Origin of the sequence: Vagococcus salmoninarum, assembly GCF_003987495.1 — a bacterium.
In the GTDB taxonomy this organism is placed as follows: Bacteria; Bacillota; Bacilli; order Lactobacillales; family Vagococcaceae; genus Vagococcus_D; species Vagococcus_D salmoninarum.
The window spans coordinates 93,303-105,119 of record NZ_NGJU01000012.1 but is presented as its reverse complement, the minus strand read 5'-3'; the positions used below and the strand labels follow the sequence as shown (position 1 = coordinate 105,119).

14 protein-coding genes and 2 tRNA genes are annotated in these 11,817 nt (G+C 36.3%); 4 read left to right on the top strand and 12 right to left on the bottom strand.

What is annotated here, in order from left to right; all coding sequences use genetic code 11:
- Window positions 1-241: 241 nt before the first annotated feature.
- A complete protein-coding gene (locus CBF35_RS09055; RefSeq protein WP_126780312.1) occupies window positions 242-439 on the top strand; it encodes a hypothetical protein in 198 nt (65 codons plus the stop codon).
- Window positions 440-496: 57 nt separating this feature from the next.
- On the opposite strand, the gene CBF35_RS09050 is transcribed toward CBF35_RS09055, so the two are convergent.
- On the bottom strand, window positions 497-1,153 hold the full coding sequence (locus CBF35_RS09050) for a L,D-transpeptidase family protein (RefSeq protein ID WP_244922583.1): 657 nt from the start codon (window positions 1,151-1,153) through the stop codon (window positions 497-499).
- A gap of 112 nt (window positions 1,154-1,265) precedes the next feature.
- Entirely contained in the window at window positions 1,266-2,255 is a 990-nt protein-coding gene (locus tag CBF35_RS09045; RefSeq protein WP_126780309.1) for a nucleoid-associated protein, read from the bottom strand.
- 153 nt (window positions 2,256-2,408) lie between these two features.
- Between CBF35_RS09045 and CBF35_RS09040 the strand changes: the two genes are divergently transcribed.
- Genes CBF35_RS09040 through CBF35_RS09030 form a run of 3 tightly spaced genes read left to right on the top strand, consistent with a single transcriptional unit; the run spans window position 2,409 to window position 5,638 of the window.
- Window positions 2,409-3,530 carry a hypothetical protein gene (locus tag CBF35_RS09040; protein ID WP_126780307.1) on the top strand — a complete coding sequence of 374 codons (1,122 nt, stop codon included), beginning with the start codon at window positions 2,409-2,411 and terminating at the stop codon, window positions 3,528-3,530.
- Window positions 3,527-4,714, top strand: coding sequence for a hypothetical protein (locus CBF35_RS09035; RefSeq protein WP_126780305.1), 1,188 nt, complete (start codon window positions 3,527-3,529; stop codon window positions 4,712-4,714). The genes CBF35_RS09040 and CBF35_RS09035 overlap by 4 nt, the downstream gene beginning before the upstream one ends.
- 15 nt (window positions 4,715-4,729) lie before the next feature.
- Window positions 4,730-5,638: an ABC transporter ATP-binding protein gene (locus CBF35_RS09030; RefSeq protein WP_126780303.1), complete on the top strand. Its 909-nt coding sequence runs from the start codon at window positions 4,730-4,732 to the stop codon at window positions 5,636-5,638.
- A gap of 37 nt (window positions 5,639-5,675) precedes the next feature.
- Here CBF35_RS09030 and galU read toward each other — a convergent pair whose 3' ends face one another.
- From galU to CBF35_RS08985, 10 genes are all read right to left on the bottom strand, one after another.
- Window positions 5,676-6,572, bottom strand: coding sequence for a UTP--glucose-1-phosphate uridylyltransferase GalU (gene galU / locus CBF35_RS09025; protein WP_126780301.1), 897 nt, complete (start codon window positions 6,570-6,572; stop codon window positions 5,676-5,678).
- A gap of 17 nt (window positions 6,573-6,589) precedes the next feature.
- Window positions 6,590-7,600 carry an NAD(P)H-dependent glycerol-3-phosphate dehydrogenase gene (locus tag CBF35_RS09020; RefSeq protein ID WP_126780299.1) on the bottom strand — a complete coding sequence of 337 codons (1,011 nt, stop codon included), beginning with the start codon at window positions 7,598-7,600 and terminating at the stop codon, window positions 6,590-6,592.
- Window positions 7,601-8,263 carry a pyrophosphatase PpaX gene (gene ppaX, locus CBF35_RS09015; RefSeq protein ID WP_126780297.1) on the bottom strand — a complete coding sequence of 221 codons (663 nt, stop codon included), beginning with the start codon at window positions 8,261-8,263 and terminating at the stop codon, window positions 7,601-7,603.
- Window positions 8,263-9,084 carry a prolipoprotein diacylglyceryl transferase gene (lgt, locus tag CBF35_RS09010; protein WP_126780295.1) on the bottom strand — a complete coding sequence of 274 codons (822 nt, stop codon included), beginning with the start codon at window positions 9,082-9,084 and terminating at the stop codon, window positions 8,263-8,265. The genes ppaX and lgt overlap by 1 nt, the downstream gene beginning before the upstream one ends.
- 15 nt (window positions 9,085-9,099) lie before the next feature.
- Window positions 9,100-10,044: an HPr(Ser) kinase/phosphatase gene (gene hprK / locus CBF35_RS09005; protein WP_126780292.1), complete on the bottom strand. Its 945-nt coding sequence runs from the start codon at window positions 10,042-10,044 to the stop codon at window positions 9,100-9,102.
- A gap of 137 nt (window positions 10,045-10,181) precedes the next feature.
- Window positions 10,182-10,340 carry a hypothetical protein gene (locus tag CBF35_RS14895; protein WP_170174761.1) on the bottom strand — a complete coding sequence of 53 codons (159 nt, stop codon included), beginning with the start codon at window positions 10,338-10,340 and terminating at the stop codon, window positions 10,182-10,184.
- A gap of 104 nt (window positions 10,341-10,444) precedes the next feature.
- A tRNA-Gln gene (locus CBF35_RS09000) sits at window positions 10,445-10,516 on the bottom strand.
- 11 nt (window positions 10,517-10,527) lie between these two features.
- Window positions 10,528-10,608, bottom strand: a tRNA-Tyr gene (locus tag CBF35_RS08995).
- A 155-nt stretch (window positions 10,609-10,763) separates the two neighbouring features.
- Complete coding sequence (locus CBF35_RS08990) at window positions 10,764-10,994, bottom strand: DUF2969 family protein (RefSeq protein ID WP_228026048.1); 231 nt, start codon at window positions 10,992-10,994, stop codon at window positions 10,764-10,766.
- Between the two features lie 106 nt (window positions 10,995-11,100).
- Window positions 11,101-11,694: a hypothetical protein gene (locus CBF35_RS08985; protein ID WP_126780288.1), complete on the bottom strand. Its 594-nt coding sequence runs from the start codon at window positions 11,692-11,694 to the stop codon at window positions 11,101-11,103.
- Window positions 11,695-11,817: the final 123 nt, after the last annotated feature.

Below are 11,817 nucleotides of genomic sequence, written 5' to 3'. Positions count from 1 at the left end.
TATGAATCTTCCTCCCTGAATTGGTCTTAGCAACTTTATTCTAACTGGAAAGTTCATATGTTTCTATTTTTTTGTGTAAAAATAGGCGTGAATGAATTTCTTCATCCACACCAAAAATTATACAGCCCCAAAAACTAGCTTAGGCTAGTTTTTTTTATTTACCTCTTTACAAAGGGAACATTTGTTTGTATAATAGAGAAAAGAACAGGTGTTCCCATTAAATAATAGAGGTGAGATAATTATGCTAGGTATAAGAAGAGCAGGTTTAGTATTTTTTATTTTAATGATTGGCATTGCTTTAGGTACATTAGGTGTTAAAACAGCCCTATTGATCGTGACCCCCATTTTCATTTTGTGGTTCATGTTGTGGGACGAACGGAGTTACCGTCGCCATACTCGAAACAACTATGACAAATCTTATTACACATATCGCCGCTAGTCGGTAATCACTATAAAAAAACAAGGGCAACTTAGTCAGTTGCCCTTGTTTTTTAGTTTATTCAGTTATTTCTAGTGGTGTTCCTTCTATTATATTGTCGTAAAACCATTCTGAATCAGGAATCGACAAACGGAAACAACCATGGGAGGCTCGTGTTCCTAATTTTTCGGCTTCTTCGATATTAATTGACATATCGGCTTTAACTGGCACACTGTGAAATAAGTAAACCCCGTAATCTTTAAAAGAAACGTAATTTAAGGCCCCTTCGCCTAAAACACCGTTAAAGAAACTTTCACCGCGAATGTTTTGAATTTCAAAATGCCCCAGTGGCGTAGCATTAACTTCATCATCAAGACCTGATGAGGTGACCATCGTATAAATTAATTCTTGATCATCATAAAAGTAAATGCGTTGATCGGTAATATTAGCAACAATTCGTAATTGGGTTTCCCAAGTTATTTCCGGGTATGCTCCCCCTGTTGGTTTTTGCCAAAGATCTTTATCTAGCACTTCCACTGCTTCGGTTTTTACAACTGGTTCGGTTTCAACTGCTTTTTCTAAAGTAACGGCTTTTTCAACTAATTGATCAGCCACAATAATTTCTGTCTGAGCAGCTTTTTGACTCGCTCTGACTTGCTGCAACTTGAACACAAGACCTATCAGCCCGAGACTCATTAGTAAGGTAACAACAACTAACGCTTTCTTTTTCTTCATATTTGCCTTCACTTTCTTTGCTTAACATGACTTTAGAGTCCTTGCTTCACTACGAGAATAACATAGCTTTTTTTTAAGGTCAAAGAAAAAATTATGAAGCTTTTCTTAATTTTTAAAACTTATTAATGATTTCATCGACGTTCTTAATCATCACTGAAATAGTCCCATCAGGATTATTGATGAATTCAATTAAATCAGTATTTTTATAAACATCAACTGGAATAATCATTTCGATGCCGTTGGCTAATTTCAATTTTTGTTTACTGTATTTTTTTTCATACTTAGGAACATTCACCGGAATGTCTTCATCAAAGTTTGTCCGCTCAACTCGTTCAATATATTCTGCTTTCGCGGAGATATTATTTTCAAAAACCGCTTCAGCAATTCGCTCATTGCTAATCTTACCTTCCGATTCAATGCTTTCATAAACTGCTTGTTGAATATTCGATAGACTAACATACTTTTCTTCATTGTATTTATCAGCGATTTCTTTCACTGCTTTTTTAACAATTTTAATATTTTCTTGAACTGTCGGTGTTGCCTCGGTTTTTAACAAAATTTCTGAAAAGTAATTAACTTTTCGACCATCAAACTTATATTTTTTTTCAACTAAGTTAAAGGTTTTTTGGCTAAGATTAATTAAAACCCCTTCTTCAACTTTTTGAGTCACATTAGGTAAAATTGTTTTATTGATAATAATATTATTTAACATCTTGTCATCAGCGTATTCCACGAAATGGGTATATGAAGGCTTATAGTTTAATTTAAAGATGCCAATGTACTCTTCAAATTCTTGCTCTGCCCTAAAATAAAGTAAATCCCCACTAGGAATTTCTTCCCCTTGAACAACACAGTCATAAAATTTCTGAGCAATGGCTTCACTTTTTTCGATAAAACTAATAGTTTCATTACTGATTGTCGTAAATAATTCATTCGTCTCATCTAAAAGACCGGTTTTAAAATCTGAGTTATCAAATTTCTTCATAACGCCTTCTAAATAAGTTTTTACTGCGTAGTCCCCTAAATTTAGCTCTTGCTGGGAACAAATTAACGAACTGGCTTCTAAATCTAACACATGTAATATTGCTTCTCTAATTTCCATCAATAAACTCCTTAGTTGATTCTTTAACTTTCGTAACTAATGGATATTATACAACAGTTCACCTTAGTTATGTAAGCTCTTTAAGAACTAATATACATTTTAAGCTTAATTAGCTATACTTGATGTAACATTAAAATTTAATAGGAGTTGCATATGAAAAACTTAATTTTTAACGAACTACGGATTTTTAGTCGCAATTATAAAGTTAAATTATTAGTTTTAGTCTTAATTACCTTGGGCTTAGTTGGGGCCTTTGCCGTGGACAGCTTGAATATTGGAAATTTAGAAAAGGCTAAAAAGATTGAAGCTCAAGCTGTTAACGGAGCCTTAAAAGATATTAGTGAAAAAGAACGACTTGCCACACCTAAGTCAGAACTAGCAAACTCATTAATCTCCTTAGAAAGCTTAATTTCAAAACAACAAATGGCCTTAATTACTGAGAACAATCAACTATATTTAGCAAAAGAAGCTGAAATAATTGACTTGCAGCTTAGTTTAATTGGGCAGAATAAGAGCCTAGACCTTCAGTCCTTCTTCCCACCTAGCTTTCAATTAGCAGGGGATAAAGTTATTAATCAGTATCTAGTTAAAGAAACAATCCCAAAGAACTTTAATTTGTTAAATGGCGTTAGTTACACGATGTTTTTTAGCAGTTTATTATTAACTTTCTGGAGTATATTTTTATTTATCCTTTACGCTGATATATTGACTGAAGATTTTGAACATGACACTCTTTTAAAAGGCTTGCCTTATCTTTTCAGTCAGCGACTTTGGGCGAAAATCTGGCTCCAGTTCCTGTTTATGCTGTTAGCTCTTTTCCTAGCCATTAGTGGGGCCTTTCTGACAATGTCCCTCCGCTACTCAGTTGGTGACGTCAGCTACCCTTACAGTATTTATTTCAATCATAACTATCATGCGATCCCTTTTCGCCTCTACTTGCCCTTAGTTTTTATCATTATTGCTTGCTTAACCCTCTTTATTTTGCTATTTTCTGTTTGTTTAAATCTACTAACTAAAAATAGTTATGTCACTTTATTTATACAATTTTCAACTTACTTCCTTGCTACTCTGTGGCCACTGTCAAATAAGTACTTAGTCTTTTCACCTATTCCTTATTTGAATGCCCAGGCGATATTAACTGGCGAGACAGCCGTCACTGCTGGTCTGCCTAGTATTGATTTACTAACTGGTTTACTTATTTTATGTGCCTGGATAATTCTTTTAAGCTTAGTAATCCATTTCGTGACAGCTAATAGAAAGGTGGCAAAGACATGAGTGCTTATTTTAAATTTGAATGGCAACAGTTTACTACTAATAAAAAAAACATCGCTATTTTTTTAATTGCGTTGACCTTTGCTGGCTATTACGTCTTAAGTCTCGGTGCCAATTACCAACCGAAAGAACAGATCAACGAAAGCGAGCTTAAGGCAACTACCTTATCTCGCCGAGAATTTGTCGATGCTACTTCCATAGCCGACGATTTAAGTGGTAACTTAACCTACGCCGTTAATGTTTTTGAGGAATATTTAAAAATAGATGAACCACGCTTAGTTGCCTTAAGTACAAATAATTTAAAGGAGTATACTAAATTAACAGCTGAGTGGTATGACTTAAGTAATTATTTAATTCCGACTTCCCCTGAAGGGTTTCTTTACTACAACAGTGCTTATTTTACTTATGGTGAATTTTACCCTATGGAAGATGCTTTTTATGGTTATGAAATGACTAGCAAACGCTACGCAGGTTATCTCAAGGAAAAGATTCCGATTACTAGAAACATCTTAGAAGAAAGAACCGCCTTTCAACATTTACAGCGACTATTTGAAACCTTTTTGCCCTACTTATTGCTACTGTCAATGCTATTTTTAAGTGTTGATTTAATCACAAAAGATCGTCACCATCAAAGTATCCTTTTAGGCTTCCCTATTAGTAGCGGTCAAAAGTTAGTCGTTAAATATCTGATTAGTCTGCTAGGTCTGAGCTTAGTCATGACTTTAACTTTAAGTATTATTTTCATCGGGATTGGCTGGCAATTTGGTTTCGGTTTAGCAAACTTACCGGTTCCGATTAATTCAGAACAGTTCCTGCCTATCTGGCAGTTATTATGCCAAAATATTAGTTTACTATTGCTCCAAGGGACGGTTATTTTTTGGTGCTTGGCTCTCCTCTCACTAACTTTTAACAACGAGTTTCTAAATTTACTAATAGGTGTGGCTTACTTATTTACCGAAAAACTTTATTATGGTCGCGGCAAAGGTTTTTTCATCGACTATAGTCACTATCCTTCTAGTTATATCCGCACTGGAAAAATTGTAAACGGCTTTGACAACTATTACTACGCTTCAAAAGACGGTCTCTATCACTACCAACAAGGTTTGATTACCTTGGGGCTGACTAGCCTGATTCTAATGACTGTAACTTTGCTCTGGACCAAATCCAGAAAGTTCCATTCAATCTAACTAAGGAGGATATCTATGTTATCTATTAAACATATTACTGTCGCTTTTGAAGGTAAAAAAGTTCTAGATGATTTATCATTAACTTTTAAACTAGGAGAAATTGTTGGTTTAGTTGCGCCTAACGGGACTGGTAAATCGACCTTAATAAACGTTATTATGAATTTCCTGCAACCCCAAACTGGTTCAGTAACCTTTAAAAAAATATATAATTATCAATCTAAAAGTAACGAAGTCGCCATGCATCAGCAGATTTCGACTTTTCCTGAACAAGGGGATCTATACGACGAACTAAGCGGCTATGAGCATTTAGTTATGTTTGCCCAAATGTGGGGGAACAGTAAACACACCGTCGACAACATTATTACTAAACTACAAATGAGTTCCTATGTAAAGCAAAAAACTAAAACTTACTCCCTTGGCATGAAACAACGCTTATGTTTCGCTATGCAGTTAGCAACTGACACGCAAGTGATGTTAATGGATGAAGTGATGAACGGCTTAGATCCAAATAATATGGCCTTAATTTCTGAAGTATTAGTTGACTTAAAAAAACAAAACAAATTAATTATTATTGCTTCTCATTTATTAGATAATTTAGAAACATATGCTGACCGTATTTTATTTATGGATCGAGGTAAAATTATTTATCAGCGCAACAAACAGCACTTACTTTATGAGGACCAATTTTTACGGGCATCTGTTGACAATTATCAACGCCAAAGAATTCTTGCAAACTTACCAAAAGAGCAGACTAGCCCTTTTACATTAAAAAATCCGCAAAAACTCCTCTTAAATATCTCTGACTATTCAAATTCTGAAGTAAGTGGGTTACTTAACATCTTCCTTCAAGAAAATATTCAAGACTTTCAGTTAGGAAAACTGACTTTAAATGAGCTGTATTTTCATTATTACCTAGCCACATAATAAAAAGGGAATCTGCTTTGGCAGATTCCCTTTTTAGTTAGTCTTCCTTTTGTTGCTCTTCTAATTCTTTGCCTTTTTGAATAATAAATTTAGCTAAGTCATCTTTGACTTCTGGATGAGTTAAGCCGTATTCAATACTCGTTTTCATGAAGCCATATTTATCGCCCACATCATAACGAGTACCTGTAAACTCATGGGCAAAGACACGTTGGGTTTTATTTAAGGTATCAATGGCATCAGTTAATTGAATTTCGCCACCGGCACCAGGTGTTTGATGATCTAAAATATCAAAAATTTCTGGCGTTAATAAATAGCGGCCGATAATTGCTAAATTACTAGGCGCTTCTTCCGGTGACGGTTTTTCAACAAAGTTTTTAACGTTATACAAGCCTTCTTTAACCATGTGTTCCGGATTAATAATCCCATATTTAGACGTGTCTTCATGTGGCACTTCCATGACAGCAATCGTCGCCGCCCGAGTTTCATCATAATTATTAATTAATTGCTTCGTTAAAGGAATTTCCGCACTCATTAAGTCATCACCAAGCATGACGACAAAAGGCTCGTTCCCGACAAATGCCCGGCCTAATGAAACGGCATGGCCTAAACCTTTCGGACTTGACTGGCGCATAAAGTGTAAGTTTAAATCTGTCGTTTCTTCGACTAATTTTAACAATTCAGTCTTCCCTTTTGACTTTAAATTCATCTCTAATTCTAAGTTAGCATCAAAGTGATCTTCAATTGGTCGCTTAGCCTTACCAGTAATAATTAAAATATCTTCAATTCCTGAAGCTAAAGCTTCTTCCACAATAAATTGAATCGTCGGTTTATCGACAATCGGCAGCATTTCTTTAGCCATCGCTTTCGTTGCTGGTAAAAAGCGTGTGCCTAAACCAGCCGCTGGGATAATTGCTTTTTTGACACGCTGTTTCATTTTGCGTCGCCTCTTTCTTAAAACTCTTTTTCTGACTTACCATCACGTAGCATAATATTACGAGCGGCTTCCTTAACGTCAGCCTGATTGTATAAGACGTTATAAATCGTTTCAGTAATCGGTAACTCAACACCTAGTTCTTTCGATAACTCATAAGCCGCTTTCGTTGTTGACACACCTTCAACGATCATCCCCATATTTTCAAGGACTTCTTCTAAATTATGCCCACGACCAAGTAAGTCCCCGGCTCGCCAGTTACGAGAATGAACACTCGTACACGTCACAATCAAATCACCAACACCACTTAAGCCAATAAACGTTAACGGATCAGCACCCATTGCGACACCTAAACGACTAATTTCCGCTAAGCCTCGAGTCATAATTGCGGCTTTCGCATTATCGCCAAAACCTAGCCCGTGGATTGCTCCTGAACCTAAGGCAATAATATTTTTTAAGGCTGCCCCAGTTTCAACGCCAATCACATCATCATTTGTATAAATACGGAAGTAATCATTCATAAATAAGTCTTGGACGTAACCTGCATAAGTTAAATTTTTACTAGCAGCTGTAATTGTCGTAATATCGCCAACTGCGACTTCTTCGGCATGACTTGGTCCAGATAAAACAACGACGTCTTTCCGGTTTTCTGCTGGAATTTCCTCTTCTAAAACTTCAGAAATCCTCTTGTAACTGCCTTGTTCTAAACCTTTACTCGCGTGAATAATCACTGGTTGGTTTTCTAAGACTTGGGCCACGTCACGAGCCACTGAACGAACAGCTTTCGTTGGCACAACAAAGAGGATCGCATCCACATCTGTTAAACAAGTTTTTAAATCACTGCTTGCTTTCAATTCTTTCGGAAAAACAATCGTCGGCAAATAGTTTTTATTCGTATGTTCTTCATTTATTTCTTTAACTTGCTCAGGTTTATGCCCCCAAATCGTGACATCATGACCATTTTCAACTAAAACTTTCGCTAATGCGGATCCCCATGATCCAGGACCAAGAACTGCAATTTTCTGTTTCATTTAATTTTTTCCCTCCGTTGTCCGTGCTAAAATCCAATCAGTTAATTCAATCATTGATTCGGCTATTTTATCTGGTTTGTAAGGGGCCATCTCAGCCACTGTTTTTTGTGACCATTTCACAAAAACACCTTCAATGCCCGCATTATGGGCACTTTCGATGTCTTGCCAATTATCACCAACCATAATAGTATTCGCTTTTTCTGAACCAAGGCGGCTCATCCCTAAAAGGACTGGCTCTGGGTCTGGTTTGACTTTCTCATAGTCATTACCACCTAAAATAACATCAAAATAACTAGTTAAACCTAGAACGTCTAAGCCATGACGTAACATCGTATTGTACTTAGTTGAAACAACTGCCAGCTTAATACCGTGAGCTTTTAAACGCTCTAAAGATTCTGGCACATCTGGAAAGGCACGGATTAATTCATCATGCATTTGATGATTAAATTCCCGGTACTCCTTAACAAGCTCTAAGCCATGCTCAGGACTAACGCCTAGAAAAACTTCTTCTAAGGCTGGTCCATTAAACTTACGGACAGAATCCGTTGTGTACTCTCCTGGAAAGTGTTTATTTAGAACATGAAGATAGGATTCCGAAATTAAGTGATTCGTATCTCCGATTGTTCCATCAAAATCAAATAAAACTGCTGTAATTGGTGACATTATTTGGCTCCTTCACGATTATAAAATTTAGGTTGTACTTTTTTCCGGCGATAAATCATAAAGCCGATACTGCCAAGGAATAACAGAACGGATAAGAGTTGGGAAACTCTAAAGATTCCGAAAATCCAGAGACTATCAGTCCGCATGCCTTCGATAAAGAAACGACCAAATGAATACCAGAGAACATAGCTGAAAAATACTTCCCCTTCTTTTAAGAAGTCTTTTTTCTGACGTAACCATAAAAGTAACAGGAAGCCGATGACATTCCAAAGACTTTCATACAGGAAGGTTGGCTGACGGTAAGCCCCATCAATTAACATGTTTTCAATAATGAAGTTTGGTAGCTTTAAGTTTTGTAAATGGGCTAACGTCGTAACCCCGCCATAAGCTTCTTGGTTCATAAAATTTCCCCAGCGGCCAATTGCTTGAGCGATAATCACCCCTGGTGCGGCGATATCGAGAAACTTCCAAAAAGAAATATAACGAGACTGAGTAAAGAAGTAAATGACTAAACCACCAGCAATCAAACCACCATAAATCGCTAAGCCACCGTTACGAATGGCAAAGATTTCTAAAGGGTTATCAATATAGTAGCGCCACTCGAAAATAACGTAATAAAGACGGGCACCTAAAATTGAAAATGGTAATCCCCAAAACATAAAGTCGACAATGTCGTCTTCTCTTAGACCAACTCGGGTAGCTTCCCGGGTCGCTAACCAAACAGCTAGGACAATCCCCGTTACAATAATGACACCGTACCACTTGACTTCTAATCCAAAAAGATTGAAAGCCACTGGGTTTACTTGAGCTATATTTATCATCTAATTAATCATCCTTTAATTGTTTAATTCGTTTTCTGAATTTTCTTTAATTAACGCAGTTAAATTATTTTCAAATGTCTTAGTGGCATCATAGCCCATTGTTTTAGCTCTAAAGTTCATGGCAGCTACTTCAATAATAATCGCCACGTTTCGACCGGTTTTTACGGGAATTGAAATTTTAGGAATGTCAACGTTAGCTAGTTGGACTGTTTCAGCTGCGCCACCTAAACGATCGAATTTCTTTTCTTTGCTCCAATTTTCTAAGTTAACGACTAATTGCACTTGACCACTGCCGCGAACAGAACTCGCCCCAAACAAGTTCATGACATCAATAATACCAATCCCTCTAATTTCGATTAAGTGCTCTAATAAGCGAGCAGGTTCACCAATAACCGTCCGTTCATCTTGTTGGTAGACGTCTACTCGGTCATCAGCAATTAAACGGTGGCCTTTTTTAATTAATTCTAAGGCCGTTTCACTTTTACCAATGCCGCTATCCCCTTGAATTAAGACTCCTAGACCATAAACTTCAACTAAAACACCATGAATTGATGTCCGCTTTGCAAGTTTACTTTCTAAAAAATTAGAAATGACCCCTGAAATGCGGGAAGTTGTTAAAGCCGAACGCAAAACCGGCATTTTTTTCTCTTCAGCCGCTCGTAACATCTCAGCTGGTGGTGTTAAATTACGAGAAAAAATAATTGCTGGCGTATCCTCTTGACATAAACGACGCATCACCATATGTTGTTCTTCTTGCGTCATTTTTTCCGAAAAAGTTGTTTCTTTTCGCCCAAAAAGTTGCACCCTTTCATAAGGGTAGTAATTAAAGTAGCCTGTTAACTCTAATCCCGGCCGGGAGATGTCACTTGTTGTGATTTTTTTATTTAAATAGTCTTCACCGCAGATTACTTCTAACTGTAATTCATTAACGATGTCTTGGACTGTCACTGACTCTGCCATACAAAACCTTCTCTCTTAAATAGTTGCTTTCCCCATTTTATCATTTAACGTCTTAAGTTTCTAGTTAATACCCTGAAAGCTTAGACTTCTCTTAAAAACAAAAAAAGTCACAGCGATCGTCGCTATGACTTTTAAGCTTAATACCCTTTTGAATACCATTTAATTGCTTGACGCGTTTCACGAGCAATCGCCTTTTTTTGAATAGTGATCGTGGCTGAGTCTTGTTTAATTTCCACTTGATTTTTTAAGATTTGGTATTGTTGGTAAACACGTTCTTTTAAACTTTTACTTTTCATCATAAATCCTCCTTTAGTGAGTCCCCGACTTGGTTACTCCGTTAATTGCTATCAATGACGCTAAATAAAAAACTACTTCCAAAATGAAAGTAGTTTTATTAACACTGGGCTAGCTGGATTCGAACCAACGAATGACAGAGTCAAAGTCTGTTGCCTTACCGCTTGGCGATAGCCCAAAAAAAAAAAATGGAGGAAAGTGGATTCGAACCACTGAACCCTAAGGAACGGATTTACAGTCCGTCGCGTTTAGCCACTTCGCTATTCCTCCAAAAGACAGGTTATTTAACCCGACTTCAATATAATACATAATTTTGAAGATTAATTCAAGTGTTATTTAAAACTTTTTTATTTTTTTGATGAATTTAGTAATATTTTCGTAACAAAGCTTGATAAATCAAGCTTTATAATTAAATGAGAATTTTCTTATTGAAACAAATTCCAGTGACTAATTAAAGTTTCGTAGCCTTCGTCAAAAGTTTTAACGTATTTTGGGCCTTCGCCTTGAATTGAAACAATTAATTTACCTGTTTCTAATTTCTCAACTTCACCGATAATTTTTTTCCCAACAGTTAATTCGTGAACTTCAGCTGGTTGTCCTTTAGCGTTGACTTTTTTTTCAGTCACGGCCACTTCGATGTCTTTATTTTTTTTCATCATCTATTCTCCTCTACTTGAAATCTAACGAGCAATTAAACGTCCTTATCAAAGATACCATAATTTGGCGAACTTGTTAAGGTTGTTAGTTAATTATTACGACTTTCTATGGTAGCAAGTCTAAATTTAGTTGATTAATTATAGTTTGACTGACTTCCATTGGTGATAAATGGGTATTATTTATTTTTATTGAGCTGACCTTTGGAAAAAGCTCATTTAATTCCTCTGGCTGACTTTCCAAACGGTAATTTGCTAGGGAGTCTAATAAATCCTTACGAGAAAATGTTAGATCTCTTTTTGAAGGTTTCATTTTTAACCTTTGCTCATGAACATTACGTTTTAGCCGTTCTTCGACTTCAGCAATTAATTCAATAAAATAAACGGCTTGTTGGGCTTCTAAGAATATAGTTGCAATTTCATTTAAAAATTGAATATCTTCAGGAGCATCAAAGTTGATTAGGACTGTGAAAATAATCGTTTGAGTCGTATTGTGGTCAGGATTCTTGACGAAGGCTTTAAACAGCTCCTTACGGGTCTTGTCTGACAAAGCAAAAGTCGCTTCACTGTAGCCTAAATAATTTGCAAAAAGGTCAATTGTTTGATGATTAAACAATAATTTCCCATCGATTCGCTTTTCTAGTTCCATACCAACAGTCATTTTACCGACTGCCTGGCTGCCAATTATCACAATCAATGCCATCTTAGAACCCCTCTCTGTTACTTATTTACTGTTGATTATACCTTATTTTTAAATACCTAGGCTATTAATTACTTTCAAACCTAAATAAACAGCCCTCTTTAAGTGATTCTAAAAGGCTGCTTA

Coding starts and splice junctions, on each gene's coding strand:
- CBF35_RS09050 (WP_244922583.1), bottom strand. CDS start 1,153: ATGAAGAAAAAGAAAGCGTTAGTTGTTGTTACCTTACTAATGAGTCTC.
- CBF35_RS08990 (WP_228026048.1), bottom strand. CDS start 10,994: ATGAAAAAAAATAAAGACATCGAAGTGGCCGTGACTGAAAAAAAAGTC.
- CBF35_RS09040 (WP_126780307.1), top strand. CDS start 2,409: ATGAAAAACTTAATTTTTAACGAACTACGGATTTTTAGTCGCAATTAT.
- CBF35_RS09045 (WP_126780309.1), bottom strand. CDS start 2,255: ATGGAAATTAGAGAAGCAATATTACATGTGTTAGATTTAGAAGCCAGT.
- CBF35_RS08985 (WP_126780288.1), bottom strand. CDS start 11,694: ATGGCATTGATTGTGATAATTGGCAGCCAGGCAGTCGGTAAAATGACT.
- galU (WP_126780301.1), bottom strand. CDS start 6,572: ATGAAACAGCGTGTCAAAAAAGCAATTATCCCAGCGGCTGGTTTAGGC.
- CBF35_RS09020 (WP_126780299.1), bottom strand. CDS start 7,600: ATGAAACAGAAAATTGCAGTTCTTGGTCCTGGATCATGGGGATCCGCA.
- CBF35_RS09055 (WP_126780312.1), top strand. CDS start 242: ATGCTAGGTATAAGAAGAGCAGGTTTAGTATTTTTTATTTTAATGATT.
- lgt (WP_126780295.1), bottom strand. CDS start 9,084: ATGATAAATATAGCTCAAGTAAACCCAGTGGCTTTCAATCTTTTTGGA.
- ppaX (WP_126780297.1), bottom strand. CDS start 8,263: ATGTCACCAATTACAGCAGTTTTATTTGATTTTGATGGAACAATCGGA.
- CBF35_RS14895 (WP_170174761.1), bottom strand. CDS start 10,340: ATGAAAAGTAAAAGTTTAAAAGAACGTGTTTACCAACAATACCAAATC.
- CBF35_RS09030 (WP_126780303.1), top strand. CDS start 4,730: ATGTTATCTATTAAACATATTACTGTCGCTTTTGAAGGTAAAAAAGTT.
- CBF35_RS09035 (WP_126780305.1), top strand. CDS start 3,527: ATGAGTGCTTATTTTAAATTTGAATGGCAACAGTTTACTACTAATAAA.
- hprK (WP_126780292.1), bottom strand. CDS start 10,044: ATGGCAGAGTCAGTGACAGTCCAAGACATCGTTAATGAATTACAGTTA.